General features: G+C 67.5%; 24 protein-coding genes and 3 tRNA genes. 17 read left to right on the top strand and 10 right to left on the bottom strand.

Annotation, left to right across the window (positions count from 1 at the left end):
- Positions 1-95 precede the first annotated feature (95 nt).
- Positions 96-749, top strand: coding sequence for an amidase domain-containing protein (locus tag EV379_RS15515; RefSeq protein ID WP_130506927.1), 654 nt, complete (start codon positions 96-98; stop codon positions 747-749).
- Between the two features lie 129 nt (positions 750-878).
- On the opposite strand, the gene pgm is transcribed toward EV379_RS15515, so the two are convergent.
- Positions 879-2504 (bottom strand): phosphoglucomutase (alpha-D-glucose-1,6-bisphosphate-dependent), encoded by a 1626-nt coding sequence (gene pgm / locus EV379_RS15510; protein ID WP_130506926.1) that lies wholly within the window; start codon positions 2502-2504, stop codon positions 879-881.
- Positions 2505-2577: 73 nt separating this feature from the next.
- Between pgm and pheA the strand changes: the two genes are divergently transcribed.
- Positions 2578-3537 (top strand): prephenate dehydratase, encoded by a 960-nt coding sequence (gene pheA, locus EV379_RS15505; protein WP_130506925.1) that lies wholly within the window; start codon positions 2578-2580, stop codon positions 3535-3537.
- 107 nt (positions 3538-3644) lie between these two features.
- Here the strand turns inward: pheA and EV379_RS15500 are convergent, their stop codons facing one another.
- A complete protein-coding gene (locus EV379_RS15500; RefSeq protein WP_242616408.1) occupies positions 3645-4664 on the bottom strand; it encodes a diacylglycerol/lipid kinase family protein in 1020 nt (339 codons plus the stop codon).
- A gap of 64 nt (positions 4665-4728) precedes the next feature.
- Between EV379_RS15500 and serS the strand changes: the two genes are divergently transcribed.
- The 7 genes from serS (at position 4729) to EV379_RS15465 (ending at position 10296) form a co-directional block, all read left to right on the top strand.
- Complete coding sequence (gene serS / locus EV379_RS15495) at positions 4729-5997, top strand: serine--tRNA ligase (protein WP_130506924.1); 1269 nt, start codon at positions 4729-4731, stop codon at positions 5995-5997.
- On the top strand, positions 5994-6806 hold the full coding sequence (locus tag EV379_RS15490) for an HAD family hydrolase (RefSeq protein ID WP_130506923.1): 813 nt from the start codon (positions 5994-5996) through the stop codon (positions 6804-6806). Before serS ends, EV379_RS15490 begins: the two co-directional genes overlap by 4 nt.
- A 125-nt stretch (positions 6807-6931) precedes the next feature.
- Positions 6932-7016 (top strand) — tRNA-Ser (locus EV379_RS15485).
- An 87-nt stretch (positions 7017-7103) separates the two neighbouring features.
- Positions 7104-8318, top strand: a complete 1215-nt coding sequence (locus EV379_RS15480; protein WP_130506922.1) for an LCP family protein — start codon at positions 7104-7106, stop codon at positions 8316-8318.
- Between the two features lie 95 nt (positions 8319-8413).
- A tRNA-Ser gene (locus tag EV379_RS15475) sits at positions 8414-8504 on the top strand.
- A 188-nt stretch (positions 8505-8692) separates the two neighbouring features.
- A complete protein-coding gene (locus EV379_RS15470; RefSeq protein WP_165397388.1) occupies positions 8693-9877 on the top strand; it encodes a low temperature requirement protein A in 1185 nt (394 codons plus the stop codon).
- 2 nt (positions 9878-9879) lie between these two features.
- Positions 9880-10296, top strand: coding sequence for a pyridoxamine 5'-phosphate oxidase family protein (locus EV379_RS15465; RefSeq protein WP_130506921.1), 417 nt, complete (start codon positions 9880-9882; stop codon positions 10294-10296).
- Between the two features lie 101 nt (positions 10297-10397).
- Here the strand turns inward: EV379_RS15465 and EV379_RS15460 are convergent, their stop codons facing one another.
- From EV379_RS15460 to EV379_RS15435, 6 genes are all read right to left on the bottom strand, one after another.
- Positions 10398-11375 carry a zinc-binding dehydrogenase gene (locus EV379_RS15460; protein WP_130507529.1) on the bottom strand — a complete coding sequence of 326 codons (978 nt, stop codon included), beginning with the start codon at positions 11373-11375 and terminating at the stop codon, positions 10398-10400.
- 48 nt (positions 11376-11423) lie between these two features.
- Entirely contained in the window at positions 11424-11846 is a 423-nt protein-coding gene (locus EV379_RS15455) for an organic hydroperoxide resistance protein (protein WP_130506920.1), read from the bottom strand.
- A 36-nt stretch (positions 11847-11882) separates the two neighbouring features.
- Positions 11883-12332 carry a MarR family winged helix-turn-helix transcriptional regulator gene (locus tag EV379_RS15450; protein WP_207226279.1) on the bottom strand — a complete coding sequence of 150 codons (450 nt, stop codon included), beginning with the start codon at positions 12330-12332 and terminating at the stop codon, positions 11883-11885.
- A gap of 111 nt (positions 12333-12443) precedes the next feature.
- Positions 12444-12749: a YciI-like protein gene (locus tag EV379_RS15445; protein WP_130506919.1), complete on the bottom strand. Its 306-nt coding sequence runs from the start codon at positions 12747-12749 to the stop codon at positions 12444-12446.
- 85 nt (positions 12750-12834) lie between these two features.
- Positions 12835-13443 (bottom strand): pyridoxine/pyridoxamine 5'-phosphate oxidase, encoded by a 609-nt coding sequence (locus EV379_RS15440; RefSeq protein ID WP_242616407.1) that lies wholly within the window; start codon positions 13441-13443, stop codon positions 12835-12837.
- A 162-nt stretch (positions 13444-13605) separates the two neighbouring features.
- Positions 13606-14634 (bottom strand): LLM class flavin-dependent oxidoreductase, encoded by a 1029-nt coding sequence (locus EV379_RS15435; protein WP_130506918.1) that lies wholly within the window; start codon positions 14632-14634, stop codon positions 13606-13608.
- A 54-nt stretch (positions 14635-14688) separates the two neighbouring features.
- Between EV379_RS15435 and EV379_RS15430 the strand changes: the two genes are divergently transcribed.
- Both EV379_RS15430 and EV379_RS15425 read left to right on the top strand, forming a co-directional pair.
- Positions 14689-15684 (top strand): LLM class F420-dependent oxidoreductase, encoded by a 996-nt coding sequence (locus EV379_RS15430; protein WP_130506917.1) that lies wholly within the window; start codon positions 14689-14691, stop codon positions 15682-15684.
- 156 nt (positions 15685-15840) lie between these two features.
- On the top strand, positions 15841-16287 hold the full coding sequence (locus EV379_RS15425) for a hypothetical protein (RefSeq protein ID WP_130506916.1): 447 nt from the start codon (positions 15841-15843) through the stop codon (positions 16285-16287).
- A gap of 83 nt (positions 16288-16370) precedes the next feature.
- Here EV379_RS15425 and EV379_RS15420 read toward each other — a convergent pair whose 3' ends face one another.
- Positions 16371-17093 (bottom strand): flavodoxin family protein, encoded by a 723-nt coding sequence (locus EV379_RS15420; RefSeq protein WP_130506915.1) that lies wholly within the window; start codon positions 17091-17093, stop codon positions 16371-16373.
- Between the two features lie 74 nt (positions 17094-17167).
- Between EV379_RS15420 and EV379_RS15415 the strand changes: the two genes are divergently transcribed.
- Positions 17168-17572: an MmcQ/YjbR family DNA-binding protein gene (locus tag EV379_RS15415; RefSeq protein ID WP_130506914.1), complete on the top strand. Its 405-nt coding sequence runs from the start codon at positions 17168-17170 to the stop codon at positions 17570-17572.
- A 39-nt stretch (positions 17573-17611) separates the two neighbouring features.
- Positions 17612-17684, top strand: a tRNA-Arg gene (locus tag EV379_RS15410).
- Here EV379_RS15410 and EV379_RS15405 read toward each other — a convergent pair.
- A complete protein-coding gene (locus EV379_RS15405) occupies positions 17650-17955 on the bottom strand; it encodes a helix-turn-helix domain-containing protein (protein WP_130506913.1) in 306 nt (101 codons plus the stop codon). The two genes, EV379_RS15410 and EV379_RS15405, sit on opposite strands and share 35 nt — an antisense overlap.
- 71 nt (positions 17956-18026) lie before the next feature.
- Here EV379_RS15405 and EV379_RS15400 point away from each other — a divergent pair, with 71 nt between their 5' ends.
- The 4 genes from EV379_RS15400 to EV379_RS15385 all read left to right on the top strand — a co-directional run bounded on the left by EV379_RS15400 (position 18027) and on the right by EV379_RS15385 (position 19952).
- Positions 18027-18914, top strand: a complete 888-nt coding sequence (locus EV379_RS15400; protein WP_130506912.1) for a hypothetical protein — start codon at positions 18027-18029, stop codon at positions 18912-18914.
- A gap of 190 nt (positions 18915-19104) precedes the next feature.
- Positions 19105-19344 (top strand): hypothetical protein, encoded by a 240-nt coding sequence (locus tag EV379_RS15395; protein ID WP_130506911.1) that lies wholly within the window; start codon positions 19105-19107, stop codon positions 19342-19344.
- A 106-nt stretch (positions 19345-19450) separates the two neighbouring features.
- Positions 19451-19708, top strand: a complete 258-nt coding sequence (locus tag EV379_RS15390) for a hypothetical protein (protein ID WP_130506910.1) — start codon at positions 19451-19453, stop codon at positions 19706-19708.
- Entirely contained in the window at positions 19701-19952 is a 252-nt protein-coding gene (locus tag EV379_RS15385; RefSeq protein WP_130506909.1) for an HNH endonuclease, read from the top strand. Before EV379_RS15390 ends, EV379_RS15385 begins: the two co-directional genes overlap by 8 nt.
- The last annotated feature ends 63 nt before the right edge of the window (positions 19953-20015 follow it).

Below are 20015 nucleotides of genomic sequence, written 5' to 3'. Positions count from 1 at the left end.
GAATTCGTTAGTGGAGTCCTCTTGTGGCGCGCGAGCATGATTTTCACAGCTCCTTCGTGCTGAACTTGAGTGTTCGTCACTGAAAGTTGTCACCTGTGTCTCGTCCCCGCTGGATCCCCATCGCCCTCGTGCTCGCGGTCGCCGCTGTCGCGGTTGCCGGTTTTGCGCTTGCACCCGAAATCGTGCGGATGACGCAGCAGAGCGGACCGGCATCCGGCGCCTCTCAGGGCGCAGCCGCCGGACAGAGCTCCGTGCAGCAGAGCGATGACCCGGCCGTGCAGGCGCAGCTCGACTACGTGCTCGCGTACTGGAGCGACTACAACCTCGACGACTACGGCATGCTCGACGGCAACGACTGCGTCAACTTCACCAGCCAGTCGCTCCTCGAGCGGGGCTGGCAGATGGACGAGGACTGGTGGACGGAGGGCACGGGCACCGACTTCGATTACAGCTCGCCGTGGGTGAGCTCGACGGCCTTCCGTGACTACCTCGACGAGTCCGGCCGGGCTACCGCGCTCAGCGACGAGCAGCGCGATCAGGTGAAGCTCGGCGACGTCGTGCAGTTCGACTGGGACAACTCGGGCGACCGGGACCACACCGGTGTCGTCACACGGATCGACACCGCTGGCGACGATGTCACGATCTACTTCGCCGGGCACACCGACGACAGCGACTACCGCTCGGTCGACGACGCCATCACCGTGGACCACCCGGGCGGAACCGCCTACTACTGGAGCATCCCCGAGTAACCGCTCGATCTCCACATGGCGGGACGGAGCGCCCGGACCAGCACCGGATGTGGTTCCCGAGATTGCCTGTCTCAGGGCTGCCGCCTTTCGCGACGCTTCGCGTCGCGCTGGTTGAGCCTGTCGAAACCCTTACCCGAGCGCGGCGTCGACGATCAGGCGTGCCTCGCCCTGCACCTGACGCAGGTGGTCCTCGCCGAGGAACGACTCCGCGTAGATCTTGTAGACGTCTTCCGTGCCGCTCGGGCGGGCCGCGAACCAGGCGTTCTCGGTGACGACCTTGACCCCGCCGACCGCCGCGTCGTTGCCCGGTGCCCTGGACAGCTTCGCCAGGATCGGCTCGCCGGCGAGCTCCGTCGCCGTGATCGCGTCGCCGTCGAGCTTGCCGAGCGCCGCCTTCTGCGCGGGGGTCGCCGCGGCATCCAACCGCTCGTAGACGGGGTCGCCGTACTGCGCGACGAGCTCCGCGTACAGCTCGGACGGGCTCTTGCCGGTGACGGCGCGGATCTCGGCGGCGAGCACGCAGAGCAGGATGCCGTCTTTGTCGGTGGTCCAGACGGTGCCGTCGAAGCGGAGGAACGAGGCGCCGGCGCTCTCCTCGCCGCCGAAGCCGACGGAGCCGTCGACGAGGCCGGGCACGAACCACTTGAAGCCGACCGGCACCTCCCAGAGGCGGCGGCCGAGGGCGGAGGCGACCCGGTCGATCATGCTGGAGGAGACGAGGGTCTTGCCGATCGCGGCATCCGCCCGCCAGCCGGTGCGGTGCGTGTAGAGGTAGTCGATGGCAACGGCGAGGAAGTGGTTCGGGTTCATCAGGCCGCCGTCTGGTGTGACGATGCCGTGCCGGTCGGCGTCGGCGTCGTTGCCGGTGAGGATGTCGAAGTCGTCGCGGTGCGCCAACACGGATGCCATCGCGGACGGGCTCGACGGATCCATGCGGATCTTGCCGTCCCAGTCCAGCGTCATGAAGCCCCACTGCGGGTCGACGAGCGGGTTCACGACGGTGAGGTTGAGCGCGTAGTGGTCGCGGATCGCGGCCCAGTAGCCCACCGACGCCCCGCCGAGCGGGTCGGCGCCGATGTGGATGCCGCTGGCCCGGATGGCCGCGATGTCGATGATGTTCTCGAGGTCCTCGACGTAGCGGCTGCGGAAGTCGTAGGTCTCGACGGCGCTCGGCTCCGCACGCTTGACCTCGAGCAGCTCGCCGGCGATGAGCTCGTTGGCCCGGTTCGCGATCCAGCCGGTCGCGTCCGAGTCGGCCGGTCCGCCGTGCGGCGGGTTGTACTTGAATCCGCCGTCGCTCGGCGGGTTGTGGCTCGGGGTGACGACGATGCCGTCGGCCTCGCCCTCCGCCCGCGTCACAGGGTCGTTGTTCCAGCGCAGGATCGCGTGCGAGAGCGCCGGCGTCGGCACGAAGTCATCGAACTCGTCCACGAGCACGCGCACCTGGTTGCCGACGAGCACCTCGAGGGCGGTCGTCATGGCCGGTGCGCTCAGCGCGTGCGTGTCCGCGCCGATGAACAACGGTCCGGTGATGCCCTGCTGCGCGCGGTACTCGACGATCGCCTGCGTCGTCGCGGCGATGTGGTCGTCGTTGAAGCTCGTCTTCAGCGCGTTGCCCCGGTGGCCGCTGGTGCCGAACGCCACCCGCTGCTCTGTGATCGCGGCATCCGGTTTCAGCTCGTAGTAGGCGCGCACGAGCGCCTGAACGTCGATGAGGTCGGATGCCTGGGCCGGGGTTCCTGCGCGATCAGTCATGCCCCCAGTCTGGCACCGCGCACCAGTGCCTGCCATGCCCGATCGCGGTGGCCGCCCCATTAGGCTGTGAGCCATGTCCGATCAGAGCCCGACGCCCGCCGAATCCAGCTACAGCTACCTGGGCCCGGCAGGCACCTTTACCGAGGCGGCGCTCAAGCAGGTTCCGGATGCCGCGGGCAAGACGTGGCACGCCGTGAACAATGTGGCAGAGGCTCTCGCCGACGTCGTCTCCGGTCGCAGCACCGCCGCGATGATCGCCATGGAGAACTCCGTCGACGGCGGCGTCTCCGCGACCCAGGACGCCCTCGCGAACGTGCCGGGCCTCCGCATCATCGGCGAGTACCTCGTCCCCGTGAACTTCGTGCTTGTCGCCCGCCCCGGCACGACGCTCGCCGATGTGCGCACCGTCAACGCGCACCCCGTCGCGTACGCGCAGTGCGGCACGTGGCTGAACGAGACGCTGCCTGGCCACGGGCACATCCCGGCATCCAGCAACGTCGCAGCGGCCGCTGCGCTGCTGAACGACAGCCACGCGGATGCAGCCATCGCCCCGCCCGGCATCACCGAGCACTACCCGCTCGAGGTGCTCGCCGAAGACATCGGTGACAACGGCAACGCGGTCACCCGCTTCGTGCTGGTGAGCCGCAGCCGCGCCATCCCGGCGCCGACCGGGGCAGACAAGACCAGCCTGATCGTCGAGCTGCCCGACGACGTCTCCGGCTCACTGCTCGGCATGCTCGAGCAGTTCTCCACCCGGGGCGTGAACCTCAGCCTCATCCAGTCGCGGCCGATCGGCGACTCGCTCGGCCGCTACCGCTTCATCATCGACGCCGACGGGCACATCGCCGACGAGCGCATGGCCGACGCGCTGCTCGGACTCCGCCGTTTCAGCCCGAACGTGATCTTCCTCGGCTCCTACCCGCGGGCCGACAAGCAGACGATCGAGTTCACCTCGCGCTACGACGACGCGATCTTCATCGAGGCGCGGCAGTGGCTGCGCGGGCTGCTCGACCCCAACCACACCGCTGGTTGAGCCTGTCGAAACCCGCTGGTTGAGCCTCCGCTGGTTGAGCTTCCGCTGGTTGAGCCTGTCGAAACCCGCTTGTCGGGTTCGGGCTGCTCAAGCAACCGGCCGCGCCGCTACGACGCGTCCGGCACGCGCACGATGAGCGATGCGGCATCCGTCGTGAACGTCACGGCCGTCGCGACACCGAACTCGTCGCCGTCGATCTCGAGCTCCTGTGCGCCCTCTTCGACGCGCAGCTCGATGCCGGTGCCACGCAGGTAGACCATCTCGCTGCGCTTGTCGCCGCCGGTGAGGTCGAGAAGCTGTCGGCCGACCGCCGTCTTACGCAGCACCCGGTTCTCCCAGCTGATCCGGCGCCAGATCATCAGCCAGCCCCAGGCGTTCTTCGGCTGCAGCACGGCGACGTCCAGCAGGCCGTCGTCGAGTTCGGCATCCGGAATCAACTCGATGTTGCCAGGGAGCTTTCCGAGGTTGGCGACGAGCACGGTCGCGACCCGCACCCGGTGGGAGTGCCTGCCCTCCATCCGGTAGTGCAGGTGGAACGGCTTGGAGGCCGGCAGGATCCGCAGCCCGGCGTCGACGTAGGCGAGCCAGCCGACGCGCTTCTTCAGGGCCGGGTCGGTGTTCGAGATCATCGCGGCGTCGATGCCGACCCCCGACATCACGAGCGAGAGGTGCTGCTCGGTGTCGCCGTGCGGTCGCGTCACGTCGACGAGGAGTGCGTCGATCGGCCGATCGGCGCCGGCGAAGGCGATGTCGAGTGCCAGGGGCACGTCGTTGACGGGCAGCTCGAGGTTGCGGGCGAGCAGGTTGCCGGTTCCGGCCGGAACGATGCCGAGCGGCACTCCGCTGTTGCGCAGCGTTGCCGACACCGAGCGCACGGTGCCGTCGCCACCGGCGGCGATCACGAGCGCCACGTTCTGGGCGATGGCGTCGGCGGCCATGCCCTTGCCCGGGTCGTCCACCGCGGTCTCGATCCAGAGGGATGCCGCCCAGCCGTGCTTCTTCTCGGCGGCGCGCACAGCCTGCTTCAGTGTGGGGACGTCGCCCTTGCTCGGGTTGAACACGATCGCCGCGCGGCGGTGCTTCACTTCGGCGCCTGCGGCCGGGTTCGCTTCAGTCGTGGGTGGCACGCCGTCCACGCTACGGCATCGGGGATCGGAGAGAGTGGACGAGCGGGATTGTTAGACTGGCCGGGTGATTGATCCCGTACTCCTCCGCGAAAACCCCGAGCTCATCAAGGCATCGCAAGAGGCGCGCGGTGATTCCGTCGAACTCGTCGACGAAGCGCTGGCCGCCGACGCCGAGCGCCGTGCCGCGATTGCGCATTTCGAGCAGCTGCGCTCAGAGCAGAACGCGTTCAGCAAGAAGGTCGGCAAGGCCGCTCCGGAGGAGAAGAAGGCCCTGCTCGCCGAGGTGCAGGAACTCTCGGCGCAGGTGAAGGTCGCCAGCGCGGCATCCGTCGACGCAGACGCCCGCTTCACCGAGCTCGTCCGGGCCATCGGCAACCCCATCGTCGACGGCGTGCCCGCGGGCGGCGAGGAGAACTTCATCACCCTGCGCGAGGTCGGCGGCACGCCTGCCTTCGACTTCGAGCCCCGAGACCACCTCGAACTCGGCGAGATGCTCGGCGCCATCGACATGGCTCGCGGTGCCAAGGTGAGCGGTGCACGCTTCTACTTCCTGAAAGGCATCGGCGCCCGGCTCGAGCTCGCCATCATGAACATGGCCCTCGACCGCGCGCTCGCCGCCGGTTTCACGCCGCTCATCACGCCAACGCTCGTGCGCCCCGAGATCATGGACGGCACCGGCTTCCTCGGCAAGCACGCCGACGAGATCTACTACCTCCCGGCCGATGACCTTTACCTCACGGGCACGAGCGAGGTCGCCCTCGCCGGCTACCACGCCGACGAGATCCTCGACCTCAGCGGGGAGCCGCTGCGCTACGCCGGCTGGTCGACCTGCTACCGCCGCGAGGCCGGCTCGGGCGGCAAGGACACCCGCGGCATCATTCGTGTGCACCAGTTCAACAAGCTCGAGATGTTCGCCTACGTGCTGCCGGAGAACGCCGAGGCCGAGCACGACCGCCTCGTTGCGATGCAGGAGGACATGCTGCAGTCGCTGGGCCTCAGCTACCGCGTGATCGACGTCGCAGCCGGTGACCTCGGCTCGAGCGCCGCTCGCAAGTTCGACATCGAAGCGTGGGTTCCCACGCAGGGTGCCTTCCGCGAGCTCACCAGCACGAGCAACTGCACCACGTTCCAGGCGCGCCGCCTCGACATCCGCTACCGCACCGAGTCGGGCAAGACGAGCCCGGTCGCGACGCTCAATGGCACGCTGGCCACCACCCGCTGGATCGTCGCGCTACTCGAGACGCACCAGCAGGCCGACGGCTCCGTGCGCGTTCCTGAGGCGCTCCGGCCCTACCTCGGCGGCATCGAACTGATCGAGCCGCTGACGAAATGACCTCAGAGCGCTGGCTCGTCGCCCTCGACGTCGACGGAACAATCCTTCACGAAGACGAGACGCTGACGGAGGCCGTGCGCTCCGCCGTCGCGGCAGCCCAGGCGGCCGGCCACGAGGTCACCCTCGCCACCGGGCGCAGCTGGGAGAGCAGCTGGCAGGTGCTTGAGAAGATCGGCCTCACCCCCGAGTACGTCGTCTGCGCGAACGGTGCGCTCATCATGCAGCGCGACCCGAGCGAGCCGCGCGGCTACCGTCGTGCGCACGTGGAGACGTTTGACCCGGCACCGGTGCTCGACCGCATCCGGGGCCACCTGCCTGAGGGGCGGTTCATGGTCGAGGACGCCACCGGGCGCCGGCTGTACACCGACGGCATGCTCGACTGGAACCTCGACAACGCCCGCCAGGTGCGCTTCGAGGAGCTGAGTGCCGCCCCGGCCACCCGTGTCGTCGTGCTCTCGCCCGACCACGATCTGCAGGACTTCCTCACGATCGTCGAGCGCATGGGCCTGCACCAGGTGACGTACTCCGTCGGCTGGACCGCGTGGCTCGACATCGCTCCCGAGGGTGTGAACAAGGCCACCGCGCTCGAGCGGGTGCGAGCGGCGCTCGACATCCCGCGTTCCCGTATCCTGGTGGCCGGCGACGGGCGCAACGACATCGACATGTTCGAATGGGCGGGCGCCGAAGGCCGCGCCATCGCCATGGGGCAGGCGCCGGATGAGGTGAAGGATGCCGCGGGCGAAACCACCGGCGCCATCGAGGATGACGGCCTCGCCACCGTGCTCGACGCCTTCGTTTCAGGCAACTGACAGCATTCTCCAGCGGGCTCGCAGAATCGACTGTCATTCTGGAAATCCTGCTATCGGCTAGAATCGGGCGTTGTTCGATTCTTTTTCGCCGTGGCTCGCCAGCGACGGTGTTGAGGGAATGACCGGGAGGGCTGTCCGAGCGGCCGATGGAGCCAGTCTTGAAAACTGGTGATGTGAAAGCATTCGTGGGTTCGAATCCCACGCCCTCCGCACTACGTGTTTCGAAGGCCTTGCGCCTCGAAAACCAATGAAGGGATGTCAGTGAGCGAAGATTTGCGCCCCCGCTCTCGTCGGGCAATGAAGACGCCGACGATCGCCAGGCACGGTCGGCTGAAGAAGTCGAACCCCTTCGCCACCATTGCCAAGGTCCTCGCCGCGACGCTCGCCGTCGTGATGGTCAGCGGCGCTTCAGTCGCAGCGATCGCCGCCTACGACCTGGCCCGCAGCGTGAAACCCAGTATTGCTCTCGTCGGAGACGACGAGAGCCCCGTCTCGATCCCGAAGATCGGCGCTTGGGAGGGTGGGGTCAACCTGCTCCTTGTCGGTAGCGACAGCCGCAAGGGTCAAGACCCGGCTTTCGGTGACGAAGACGACACCGGCGATCTGAACGACGTCACGATGCTGCTCCACATCTCCGCCGACCACTCCAGCGCGACGGTGGTCAGCTTCCCGCGCGACATGTTCGTTTCCATCCCGTCTTGCCCCGACCCGGAGGATCCGGAGTCGCCATTCGACTCGATGAGCTACCAGAAGCTCAACACGACGCTGATGTACGGCGGATTGCCATGCACCGTGCTCACCGTTTCCGAGCTCACCGGACTCGACATCCGATTTGCAGCCGAGGTTCAGTTCAGCGGCGTCATCGCAATGTCCAACGCCGTGGGCGGAGTTCCCGTCTGCGTCGGCGCACGCATCGAAGACGAGTACACGGGAGTGTTCCTCGACCCGGGTGAGCACACACTCATGGGCGTTGATGCGCTGCAGTTCCTGCGTACTCGCCACGGTGTCGGCGACGGGAGTGACCTCACTCGCATCAGTAATCAGCAGGTCTTCCTCTCCTCGCTGATGCGGACGGTCAAGAGCGCGGACACGCTCAGCGACCCGGCCAAGCTCTATTCGCTGGCCAAGGCGGCGCTCACCAACGTCGTGCTCTCTGAGCAGCTGCAGAACATCGACAACATGGTGGCCATCGCGATGGCGCTGAAGGACATCCCGCTCGACCAGATCAACTTCGTGCAGTACCCGACCGGTGGTGCCGAGGGCGGCGTCGTGCCCAATGTCGAAGCAGCGGACGCTCTTATGGCAGCGCTGATCAGCGACCAGCCCATTCAGCTCGCTGGCGAGACGGGCGGGTCTATCCCCGACCCGAATGCTCCGGTCGACCCGAATGCGACCGTCGATGCTCCAGCCGACCCGGCCGCGCCGACCACCGCCGTGCTGCCAAGCGACGTGAAGGGCCAGAGCGCCGGCCAGTACACCTGCTCCGATGGCCGCACTCTTGACGACCAGTAGACCGTCCGGCGGCTAAGCTGGATTCACCGATGGTCAAAACCACTCGCAAAAAGCGGTTATGATTGTCGTCGTGTGTTCGCCTCGGTGAGCACCACGGAACCGTCGCATAGTTCGGCCTAGTGCACCACCCTGCTAAGGTGGAGTACCCTTTACAGGGTACCGTGGGTTCAAATCCCACCGGTTCCGCACTTGTGAAAAACCCCCGCTTCGGCGGGGGTTTTTGCGTTCCGCGAGGAGCGCCATACAAGGACTTCGCGACGTTGCAAGGACGGGATCTGCCGAGGAGTCCTTGCGATCGCACTGTTTCCTTGCGAACGGATGCCGCGCATACTGAGATTCGCCGTGGCATCGTTGCCCGGTGCAAGGAGGTTGCCGTGTCCGAGCTCTCCGCGACACAGGAACAGCGGGAAGAAGCGCCCCGGCGCACGGCCGACTGGTACGAGCTGTTCTTCGATCTCGTCTTCGTCGTCGTCATCGCCCTCTCCGCCCACCTGATCGAGGTGGACCCGAGCCCCGACACGGTGCTGCTGTTCGTGCTGCTGTTCTTCCCGCTGTGGTGGGCGTGGGTGAACCTCATGATCACCAACAACCTCTTCGGCAGGCGGCATCCGGCCATCCCCGTGCTCGTCGTCGTCGCCATGCCGGGGCCGGCGATGATGGCCATCGCGATCGCGGGGGGCATCTCCGAAATGGCGTGGCTCTACGCCGTCGGGGCGGCCTGGATCCGTCTCGTGCTGCTCGTGATGTGGCTGATCCCACGGGCGCTCGGAGCCGTCAGGGTGCCGCTCTGGCGTCCGCTCGCCTACAACCTCGGCACCGCAATGCTCTGGCTCGGCTCGATTCTCGTGCCGGAGCCGTACCGCTACCTGCTCTGGGGCGTGGCGGTGGCGGCCGAGGTGTTCCTGCTCGCGCTGCGCCGCGGCGGTTTCGCGTTCGAGATCTACGAGCAGGCGTCGATCTCCCACCTCCTCGAACGCGTCGGACTGTTCGTCGTGATCGTGATCGGTGAGGCCGTCTACCTGAGTGTCACCGCTCTGGCCGAGCACCCGAGCGTCGGCGGGGGAGCGGCGGCGCTGTTCGGGCTCGTGCTCTGCGCCTTCCTCGCCCGCGCCTTCTTCCGCTGGGGTGCGCCGACCGCCGAGGTTGGCCTGCTGCGCGCCCAGCGCAGCCACTCCTTCTCGGTGATGCGTGACGTCACCATGTACCTGCCGTTCCTCCTCGTCACCGCGCTCACCCTCATCGCCGCGGCCATCGGAAGCGCGGTCGAGCGGGGCAACGAGGCACTCGAGCTGCCGGTGCGTGTTCTCCTCGCCGTCGGCATCGGCGGCTTCTACCTCGCCAACGCGCTCGTCGGCGTGCGCCTCGGCCGCCCGCTCGGGCGCATCCTGCAGCTGCTGGTTCCCGGCCTCGTGCTGCCGGCGCTGGCCTGCTTCCTCAGTGGGTCGCTCGCCGCCTGGGCCACACTCGCCCTCGCCGCGCTCGCGCTGGTGCTGCTCGACCTGGTCAGTCGGCTGCTCGGGGCGCGTGCGGCGGCTGCGGCCGGCATCCCTACGATGTAGCCATGGAACTCTCCGACATGATCGCGTATGTACGCGGCATCGGTAGCGGCGTGGTGGCCACGACGGCGGCTCACGGCGCTCCGCAGGCCGCCTACCTCGATCTCACGGCGACGGACGGGGGCGAGCTGGTCTTCAACGCCCGTTCCGACTCCCGCAAGGTCGCGAACATCGTGCGCGACGGGCGGGTGGCCGTGGTCATCGGGGGTGCGGACGGCACCACCCTGCAGTGTGAGGGCACGGCCGTGATCGCCGACGGCCCGCAGCTGGAGCGCTGCGCAACCGCGTACGCGGCGGCGTTCCCGCACGTCGAGCCGGTGCGTCCGGGCGTCGTGCTCGTCGTGGTCACGTTGAGCTGGGCCCGCCACCGCGACTACCGCGGGGCGCCGGTCTCGCGCGACGTCGACCTCGCCGTGGGATGAGCGCAGCCGCACGGCAATAAGGAGATAGCGCCCTCACAAGGACGATTCGGCCGGAATCATCCTTGCAAGCGCGCTATCTCCTGAAAAGCGGATGCCGCGGGCTACGGCTTCAGCAGCACCTTGCCGACGCGGCCGGGCTCGGCGCTCGCCGCAACGGCGGCCGCGATGTCGCCGAACGCGTAGCTCGCCGCGACGGGGAGGGTCATCGAGCCGTCGAGCACGCGCGTGATCAGCTCCTGGAAGAGCTGGCCCCGGAGCTCGGCCGGCATCTCGCGGCTGACGACGCTGCCCCAGAAGCCCTTGACCGTTGCCTGCTTGAAGATGACGTCGCCGGAGGCGAGCTCGAGTGTCGGGGAGGCCATGGCTCCGAAGACGACGAGGGTGCCGTTGACGGCCAGGGCTGAGAGCACATCGCCGGCCGCACGCCCGCCGACGGAGTCGATGCCGACCCGGAGCGGGGCGCCACCGGTGAGCGCGGTGAGCTGTTCACGCCAGTCGGGGCTGTCGGTGGCGATGACCCGCTCGATGCCCTGGGCGCGGAGCTCCTCGACGCCCTCTGCTCGACGGACCAGGCCGACGACGTTGATGCCACGGGCGGCGCCCAGCTGGGCGACGAGACGGCCCACGGCGCCGTTCGCCGCGTTCTGGATGAGCCAGTCGCCCTCGTGGAGGTCGAGCGAGTGCAGCAGGCTGAGCGCGCTGAACGGCATGGAGACGAGCTGCGCGGCGATCTCGTCCGGCAGTGCATCCGGCACGGGGATGAGCCCGGCGGCGTTGGCCACGAAGTACTCGGCCCACACGCCGAAGGTGCCGCCCGTCGTGACGCGCTGGCCGACCGCGAGCTGCTCGACGCCCTCGCCGAGGGCATCGACGATGCCGACGGCCTCGGTTCCGGACTGTGCCGGCAGCTCCGGCTTGAAGCCGTAGGTGCCGCGCACGGTCCACAGGTCGTGGTTGTGGATGGGCGAGAGGAGGGTGCGCACCCGGACCTGGCCGGGGCCGGGCTGGGGGAGCGGACGTTCCTCGACCGCCAGCACGGCATCGGGCTCACCGAAGGTGTGGTGGACGAGTGCTCGCATCGTGGCGGTGCTCGTGGCGTCGGTGCTCATGGTGTCCTCGTTCATTGTTCAGTCCTCCGAGACCGTGATGGTGACGTCGATGTTGCCCCGGGTGGCGTTGGAGTACGGGCACACCTGGTGGGCGGCATCCGTCAGCGCCTGCGCCTGCGCGGCGTCGATTCCGGGAAGGGTGACCTCGAGCAGCACGCCGAGCTGGTAGCCGCCCTCATTGTTGGGGCTGATCTGCACGCGGCTGCCGACCGCCGAGTCCGCGATGGTCACCTTCTGGCTGCGGGCGACGGCCTGCAGTGCAGAGTGGAAGCAGGCGGCGTAGCCGGCCGCGAAAAGCTGCTCGGGGTTGGTGCCTGCACCCGAGCCGCCCATCTCCTTGGGGATGGCGAGGTCGAGCTGGAAGGAGCTGTCGCTCGTGGTGACCTTCCCGTCGCGTCCGGCGCCCGTTGACAGGGCTTCGGCGGTGTAGAGGACGTTCATCTGTGCCTTTCGTGTGTGGTTCAGTTCGTGTGCGGCTCAGCGCCGCGTGTCCGGGTGCGCGCTCACGGCGTGCATCGTCGCGGTGAGGCGCTGCAGCGTGTCGATGAGTGCAGCCGCGGAGAGTTCATTCGGCAGACCGGTGCCTGCGGCGATCCGTGCGGGGATGTGGGCGAGCTCGGCGCGGAGCTCGCGGCCCCGTTCGTCGACGGTCACCGTGACGACGCGCTCGTCGGGGGACTGGCGCACGCGGCGCACCAGCCCGCCCTGCTCCATCCGTTTGAGCAGCGGAGACAGCGTGCCCGAGTCCAGCTGCAGGTGCTCGCCGAGCGAGGACACCGTCTGGTCGCCCTCGAGCCACAGCGTCACGAGCACGAGGTACTGCGGATACGTGAGACCCCACGGTTCGAGCAGCGAGCGGTACGCCTGGGTCGTCGCGCGGGTAGCGGCGTAGAGGGAGAAACACACCATCTCATCGGTCACGGCCATGACTTTATGGTCGCACACAATTCAATTGTGCACAATTTAACGGATGTCGGTCGAAAGCGCGAACGGCCGAACGTCAGCCCGTGCTGCGACTCAGCGGTGGCTCAGCGGCGCCTATGCGGGGCGGACGGGAGTCGCGGCATCGCGGCCGACGACCGTCGTCCACGGGCGGGCGTTCCACGACGTCACAACGCCGCTGAGCACATAGGGATCCGACTCGGCGAATGTCCGTGCGATTTCCACCGCGTCATCACCCTGGAAGATGAGCAACCCCGAGTATGGGCCGGTGCCCACCGCGCCGCCGAGAAGCAACTCGCCGCGTTCGACGGCGGCCCATGCCTCGGCGAGGTGCGCTGCCCTGTACAGCTCTCGAATCTCCAGGTAGTCGTCGCCGTAGCTGTACTCAAGCACCGCGTGCATTGTCGTCCTCCTGAGGGGGTGGCGCGGATGATGGCGTGCGCGCATCACGATCAAACTACGCGATGGGAGCGCGCGAGGCTCCGGCTCAGCCTGCGCGCGGTCCCACAATCGCGTGCGTGCGAGCCCAGCTGCCACCGTCTCTCAGGTACTCGATCCGGATGTGCCGCCGATCGGGCGAGCCCTGCCAGAACTCGACGCGCGTCGGTTCAATCCGCCACAGCACCCACTCTCCGGGGGCGACGTCCTCCCGCGCCGCCGCCGATCGCGCCGCGAGATCCGCAGCGCTGGCCGCGGGCGTCGCCTCCCGAACGAGGCCTCGCACCCGCACGGCCCGCACAACGGGCTGCCACCAGAAGTTCAACGCCGCCACCGGATGCGCGGCCAGCTGCGCCCCCTTCCGGGACGATCGTGGCCCAGCGAAGGCCCACCCCTCGTCGCTCACCTCTTTGATGATCAGTGTGCGGGCATCGGGGACGCCATCCGCATCGAGCGTCGCCAGTGAGGCGGCGTGCGGCTCGGGTGCTCCCGCGTGCACGGCTGACCTCAGCCAATCGTCGAACATCTCGATGGGGTTGTCGGGGAGAGAGGTGAGATCAAGGACGGGCGGGGTTCCGGTGAGCGAGGGCTGCGCGCGCAGCCACTCGGCGCCGACGCGTCGTTCACGGGCGGCCTGGCTCCTGCGTGTATCCGTCACATGCTGACGGTGCCACAGGCACGGGGCGATGTGCAACGGATGCCGCCCCGGCCACTCGCGCCGCACCAGGAGAAAGTGCGCTTGCAAGGACGGATCAGGCCGAAACGTCCTCGCAAACGCACTATGTCCTTGCGGTCGGGCTGATGGGCGAACGGATGCCGGCTAGCCGCGGTTCGGGGTCCAGCCGATCGCGGGTGCGACGTGGTCGGCGATCGTCTGCAGCAGACGCGCGTTGTACTCGACGCCGAGCTGATTCGGCACGGTGAGCAGCACGGTGTCGGCGGCCTGCACCGCGGCATCCGCGGCGAGCTCGGCCGCAATCTGGTCCGGCTCGCCCGTGTAGCTCTTGCCGAAGCGGGCGATGCCGCCGTCGATGTAGCCGACCTGGTCCTGGCTCTCGCTCGAGCGGGCGCCGAAGTATGCGCGGTCCTCGTCGGTCGTGATCGGGATGACGCTGCGGCTGATCGAGACGCGCGGCGTGCGCTCCCAGCCTTGCTCGGCCCAGGCCGCCCGGTACATCGCGATCTGCTCGGCCTGCAGCTGGTCGAACGGAACGCCGGTGTCCTCGGTGAGCAGCGTGGAGCTCATCAGGTTCATGCCCTGCTCGGCCGCCCACTGCCCGGTGGCGCGGCTGCCTGCGCCCCACCAGATGCGGTCGGCGAGGCCGGGCGACTGCGGCTCGATCGCGAGCGGCTCGTAGCTGCCGGTCATCTGCGGGTTCGGCTCGGCGACGCCGGCACCTGCGATGGCCGCCCGGAACAGCTCGGTCTTGGCGCGGGCGAGGTCGGCATCCGTCACGCCCTCCGGCGGAACGTAGCCGAAGGTGCGGGCGCCGTTCATAGCCGGCTCGGGTGACCCGCGGCTGACGCCGAGCTGCAGCCTGCCGCCGCTGATCAGGTCGGCCGCGGCCGCCTCCTCGGCCATGTAGAGCGCGTTCTCGTAGCGCATGTCGATGACACCCGTGCCGATCTCAATCCGCGAGGTGCGGGCGCCGATCGCCGAGAGCAGCGGGAACGGCGACGCCAGCTGCTTGGCGAAGTGGTGCACCCGGAAGTAGGCGCCGTCGATGCCGATCTCCTCGGCGGCCACGGCCAGCTCGATGGATTGCAGCAGCACGTCGCTTGCGTTGCGCGTGCGCGAGCCGGGAATGGCCTGATAGTGCCCGAAGGAGAGGAATCCGATGCGTTTCACTCCGAGTGCAGCGCTCGCGGCGCCGGGCTTATTCCTGCCCCTAGACTGCCGAGCATGCGATTCGGTACTTTCATTCCCCAGGGTTGGCGCCACGACCTCGTTGACATCGATCCCAGTGAGCACTGGGACACCATGCGGGCACTGGCCCAGTCGGCGGATGCCGGCCCGTGGGAGTCCATCTGGGTCTACGACCACTTCCACACCGTGCCGGCGCCGACCGATCAGGCCACCCACGAGGCGTGGACGCTGATGAGCGCATTCGCCGCCGTGACCGAGCGTGTGCGCATCGGCCAGATGTGTACATGCATGAGCTATCGCAACCCCGTCTACCTCGCCAAGGTCGCGGCGACCGTTGACATGATCAGCGGCGGGCGCACCGAGATGGGCATCGGCGGCGGCTGGTACGAGCACGAATGGCGCGCGTACGGCTACGGCTTCCCCGGCATCGGCGAACGCCTCGGCCGCCTCCGCGAGGGCGTCGACATCATGAAGCAGGCGTGGACGACCGGCGAGGCCACGCTCGACGGCGAGTACTACCGGGTGAGCGGCGCGATCGTGCAGCCAACGCCACCGCAGCGGGGCGGCATCCCGATCTGGGTCGCCGGCGGCGGCGAGAAGGTCACGTTGAAGATCGCGGCCCAGTACGCCGACTACACGAACTTCACCGGAACGCTCGCGGAGTTCGACCACAAGAGCGCCGTGCTGCGCGGGCACTGCGAGACGATCGGCCGCGACTTCGACAGCATCACCCGCTCCTCCAACTTCAACACGATCGTCGCCGATACCGAGGCGGAGGTCGCCGACCGCATCAACGCCGTCGAGGCGCGCATGGCCAGGCACGTCGGGGCGGATGTCGCCGCCGCCTACGTCCACGAGAACTACCGCTCGGGCTCCGTCGCGGTCGGCACGCCGGAGCAGGTGATCGAGCGGCTGCAGGAGCGCAAGAGGCACGGCCTCGGCTACGCGAACCACTACTTCCCGGAGGCCGCGTACGACCGCGCGACGCAGCAGCTGTTCGAGCAGGTCGTGATCCCGGCGCTCGCCGACTGAGACGCGCTCTGTAGACTGAATACGCAAGCGACGAGGGCGCCCTTACCGGGGCGCCCGTGCGCGTTAAAGCGAGCCACAGCACGGCACATCCGCTCAGCCACACCACGGCACAACGCGCTCAACCACGCTTGCACGCACTCAAGGAGAATCACAGTCATGAAGTCGACCCGCATGGTCACCACCGCCGCACTCGCCCTGGGTGCCGCTCTCGCTTTCACCGGTTGCGCCGCGGAGGCCAGCACCGACGCCGCAGCACCCGCGACCACCGTCGAGGCCTGCACGGAGGTGCGCAACGTCACCAACGGTGCGCTCAACACCCTCGCCGGCGACATCACCGCCGACCCCGCCAGCGTGACCGAGTACTTCGGCCAGCTGACCGACCGCGTCAACGCACTCGTCGGCACCGTCGAGAACGAGGACGCCGACAAGGCGTTCGGCGACTTCTCCGCCGCACTCGGTGAGGCAGGCGCCTACGTCGCCACCGTCCCCGTCGCGACCGAGGCGCCCGCAGAAGAGGCCGAGGCCGACCCCGCCCTCGTTGCCGTCGTCACCGGCGTTCAGGATGCAGCCGTCGAGGCCGCAGCGAACTGCTCGGCCAAGTAACGCAACTCCCCGTTCCAACCCGGATGCCGGGGCGACGCTCGTCGCCCCGGCATCCGTCGTTTCGGCTCCCGCTCGCCGCGCTGCTACCGGTACTCCGGGTTGGCCTGGAAGTCGAACCGCTCGCCCTTGTCCCACGCCTGGCGCAGGTTGCCGAATGCGGGGATGCCGTCGTGTGCGCGGAGCATGGCGGCCAGGTGCATCAGGTTCCAGCTCATGAACGTCGTGTTCCGATTGGTGAAGTCGCTCTCCGGGCCGCCGGAACCGGGGTCGAGGTAGCTCGGGCCTGGCCCGATCGCGCCGATCCCGCCGGCATCGGCAGCCGGCGGAATCGTGTAGCCGATGTGTTGCATGCTGTACAGCAGGTTCGAGGCGCAGTGTTTGACACCGTCCTCATTGCCCGTGATGATCGCACCGCCGACCTTGCCGTAGTAGACATACTGCCCGGCCTCGTTGAACAGGCCGGACATCGCGTAGAGGCGCTCGACGATTCGTTTGGTGACGGAGCTGTTGTCGCCCAGCCAGATCGGCCCGGCGATCACCAGGATGTCGGCGGCGCGCACAGTCTCGAACAGCTCCGGCCAGGCATCCGTCTGCCACCCGTGCTCGGTCATGTCCGGGTAGACGCCTGTCGCGATGTCGTGGTCGATCGCCCGCAGCACGTCGACGTGCACGCCCTGTTTGCGCATCAGCGCGGCGCTCAGGTCGATGATGCCCTGGGTGTTGCTGATCTCCGGCGAGCGTTTGAGAGTGCAATTGATGAACAACGCTCGCAGGCCCGTGTAGTCAAAAGAGGTCGGGGTACTCATGCCGAGAGTCAAGCATCGCGGCTCGGCGTTGGCTAGGGGTTCACGTGGCCACGCCAATCACCTAACCTGTCGGGATGGAGCACCCCAAGCTCTTTGAACCCGGCGACCCGCTGGTGCAGCGGGTGCGCGAGCTGTGCCTCGACTTACCGGAGGCGGTCGAGGTCGAGGCCTGGGGGAGGCCGACCTTCCGAGCGCGAAAGCCGATCTTCGTGCACACCGGCTCATCGATGACGCGGCCATACTCGATCGTCATCAAGACGGATCCCGAGGAACATCCCGCCCTGGAGCAGGACGCCCGCTTCTTCCACGCGCCATACTACGACGGCGCCCGCTGGCTCGGGATCGACTTCGACGGGCCAGCCGTCGACTGGCAGTTCCTCGCCGAATTGATCGAGACCTCGTACCGCCAGGTGGCCGTGACACGCCAGCTGAACCTGCTCGAATTGGCGAGACCGCGAGGCCTGGGTTATAGTAGCTAAGTTGCTTCGGCGGGCCTGGCCCGCACAGAAGGTCAACATGCGCCCGTAGCTCAACGGATAGAGCATCTGACTACGGATCAGAAGGTTAGGGGTTCGAATCCCTTCGGGCGCACATCACCAGAAACGGTCTCAGCTTCAGCTGAGGCCGTTTTTGCGTTAATGCGCATTCCCTCCGCCAGCCATTCGAGCGATACGCCGGTGGCAGCAGCCCAGCGCACGAATGTCGTCGCGCTCAGCTCGGTCTTGCCGTTCTCGTAGTTGCTGACGGAGTTGCGAGAAACGCCGATCAGCTCGGCGAGATCTGCCTGCTCCATGCCAGCGAGCAGACGAGACTTGCGCAGCCTGTCGACTAATGTCCACGTGGGATTGTCCATGATCGTCATGCACACAAAGTAGCACCATTCGTGCCCAATATCTCGACACGCCGCATTCAATGCACAGAGTTATTCACAATGTGAAGAACTCTGTGGATCATGCACAACATCTCGACATGCGGGCGCTCGTGAGCGACAACAGTGGGCGCTTGCTGCGCGACAAGCTTTGGTTCGATGGCGGGTTCTCGATCATCCCCAACTCCTGGGCGCGTGACGCGCGGATTGGGAACGCAGCTCGCGGTCTGCTCGTGCAGCTCGCCAGCCACGAGCCGGGTTTCGTGATCACGATAGATGCCCTCACACGTGCCTCGAAGAACGGTCGCGATGCGATCCACTCGCAGGTCACAGAGCTAGAGCGCACCGGCTATCTGAAGCGATACCGCACCCGCAGCCGGGGTCAGTTCGCCGGCATCAACTGGCGGCTGACCGACCCGCACGCCCCTGTGGACAACCCCGGAACGACGCTCGAAGGCTTCGAGGAGCTTCTACCGGCTGCGAAGACAAAAGCCCTGATCACACCAGCGGGGGAAAACCCGGCGCTGGTTTATCCGTCGCCGGGAAATCCGTCGGCGGAAAATCCCATGACTATAGAAAACAAACTTAAGAACACTTCTAGAGATAGTCATGCAGACGTAACTACAGAAGCGCCTGTGGATAACTCGCCGTCGTCGGCTCGTGTTCAAGGCAAGATTGAGCCGCAGAGCGGCACGCCCTCCGAGGAGGTCTTCGACCTCGCATCGTCGCTGCGCTCCGCTACAGAAGCCGCACCCGCCGTGCCGTGGTGCCCCAACCGGCGCGGCCACCAGTTGCACGACTACGACGCCAACTCGATGCGTTGCCAGCACTGCGGCGAACGCCCGCCGCTCTTCGAGGCTGGCCCCATCCCTGTCTTCGACACTGCGCTCGGTGAGTGGATCAATCCCGAGACCGGAACCATCATCAACCCTCTCGCTGGCGAACTCGCATGAGCCGCGATCCGCTCACCGCATGGCTGATCGCCCGCCACGGCCTGCCAGTACGTCACCGAGCGCGCCGCACGATCCACCCAACCCGGCCTCAAACATGGCCTCTGAGTGTCTGGGTGGCCGCGTCGTGCGCGTCTGCCCCCGTCGCGTGGGCGCTCGCCCTCGTGTTGTTCGCAATGACAGGAGTGCTCGCATGATGCGACCCGAGACGGCCACCGTCGCCGCCCACACCGATCTCGTCAACCTCGCCGAGGACATGCGCCAGCTCTCCACGGCGTTCATGTCGGTGTCGTCCACCGATCGCGCGCTCCTGGCGATGGCCAGCATCCAGACTCTCGAAGTGGCCGAGCTGCTGAACTCGGGCGAGTGGACGCTGGAGGCCGCCCTCGCCTGGCTCGAAGCCGGCGTCAAGGCCATGGAGCGCGTCGCATGAGGTTCGATGATCTGGCACCCGAAGTGCTGTTCGCTGCCGGTGCCGTCGCCTGGGCGATCTACGGCATCGTCGTCCTCGTCGAACACCTCATCGAACGGAGCAGCCGATGAGCGAGCCCCTGGTCATTGTCGATTCGTCCGCGTGCTCGCACGTCGTCGCCTGCTCGGTCTGCCACGGCTCCTGGGTCTTCCTCTCGAAGACCACCGCCGATGAGGAAGCCCAAGCACACCGCCTCATCGAGCGCCTCGCAGCCCTGCCCATGTGCAGCGAGGTCGGATGCAAGGGCAACGCCGTGACCCGGGGCGTATGCCGGCCGCACTACGACGCCCGCCGATACCAGGAACGGAAGGCTCCTCGTGGCTGAAGGGTCAAGCCGGGGCGCTGCCTGGAACGCCCTGCGCCTCAAGGTGCTGGAGCGTGACCGCTACATCTGCGCGTACTGCGGAGGCGAGGCGACCGAGGCCGACCACGTGATCCCGAAGAAGCTCGGTGGCAAGGACGAGCTAGCCAACCTGGTCGCCGCGTGCAAGCCCTGCAACTCGTCCAAAGGCGCGCGACTAGGCAGCCGGATCACCTGGTTCAACCGCAATTGGCTGAGCCGTGTCTGATCCGCCGGCCGCCGTCGTGTCGGTGCCCCCGGTTTTCTGTGGGCACCCCAGATCACCCCGCCC

Origin of the sequence: Microterricola gilva (assembly GCF_004217495.1) — a bacterium.
GTDB lineage: Bacteria > Actinomycetota > Actinomycetes > Actinomycetales > Microbacteriaceae > Microterricola > Microterricola gilva.
Note: the sequence above shows the minus strand (reverse complement) of the source record. Positions and strands in the feature narration are given on the sequence as shown.

What these genes read in the sequence shown, in the direction of transcription:
- pgm (WP_130506926.1), bottom strand. Translation starts at nt 2,504, where the DNA reads ATGACTGATCGCGCAGGAACCCCGGCCCAGGCATCCGACCTCATCGAC.
- pheA (WP_130506925.1), top strand. Translation starts at nt 2,578, where the DNA reads ATGTCCGATCAGAGCCCGACGCCCGCCGAATCCAGCTACAGCTACCTG.
- EV379_RS15490 (WP_130506923.1), top strand. Translation starts at nt 5,994, where the DNA reads ATGACCTCAGAGCGCTGGCTCGTCGCCCTCGACGTCGACGGAACAATC.
- EV379_RS15480 (WP_130506922.1), top strand. Translation starts at nt 7,104, where the DNA reads ATGAAGACGCCGACGATCGCCAGGCACGGTCGGCTGAAGAAGTCGAAC.
- EV379_RS15465 (WP_130506921.1), top strand. Translation starts at nt 9,880, where the DNA reads ATGGAACTCTCCGACATGATCGCGTATGTACGCGGCATCGGTAGCGGC.
- EV379_RS15460 (WP_130507529.1), bottom strand. Translation starts at nt 11,375, where the DNA reads ATGCGAGCACTCGTCCACCACACCTTCGGTGAGCCCGATGCCGTGCTG.
- EV379_RS15455 (WP_130506920.1), bottom strand. Translation starts at nt 11,846, where the DNA reads ATGAACGTCCTCTACACCGCCGAAGCCCTGTCAACGGGCGCCGGACGC.
- EV379_RS15450 (WP_207226279.1), bottom strand. Translation starts at nt 12,332, where the DNA reads ATGGCCGTGACCGATGAGATGGTGTGTTTCTCCCTCTACGCCGCTACC.
- EV379_RS15445 (WP_130506919.1), bottom strand. Translation starts at nt 12,749, where the DNA reads ATGCACGCGGTGCTTGAGTACAGCTACGGCGACGACTACCTGGAGATT.
- EV379_RS15430 (WP_130506917.1), top strand. Translation starts at nt 14,689, where the DNA reads ATGCGATTCGGTACTTTCATTCCCCAGGGTTGGCGCCACGACCTCGTT.
- EV379_RS15425 (WP_130506916.1), top strand. Translation starts at nt 15,841, where the DNA reads ATGAAGTCGACCCGCATGGTCACCACCGCCGCACTCGCCCTGGGTGCC.
- EV379_RS15420 (WP_130506915.1), bottom strand. Translation starts at nt 17,093, where the DNA reads ATGAGTACCCCGACCTCTTTTGACTACACGGGCCTGCGAGCGTTGTTC.
- EV379_RS15415 (WP_130506914.1), top strand. Translation starts at nt 17,168, where the DNA reads ATGGAGCACCCCAAGCTCTTTGAACCCGGCGACCCGCTGGTGCAGCGG.
- EV379_RS15405 (WP_130506913.1), bottom strand. Translation starts at nt 17,955, where the DNA reads ATGACGATCATGGACAATCCCACGTGGACATTAGTCGACAGGCTGCGC.
- EV379_RS15395 (WP_130506911.1), top strand. Translation starts at nt 19,105, where the DNA reads ATGATGCGACCCGAGACGGCCACCGTCGCCGCCCACACCGATCTCGTC.
- EV379_RS15390 (WP_130506910.1), top strand. Translation starts at nt 19,451, where the DNA reads ATGAGCGAGCCCCTGGTCATTGTCGATTCGTCCGCGTGCTCGCACGTC.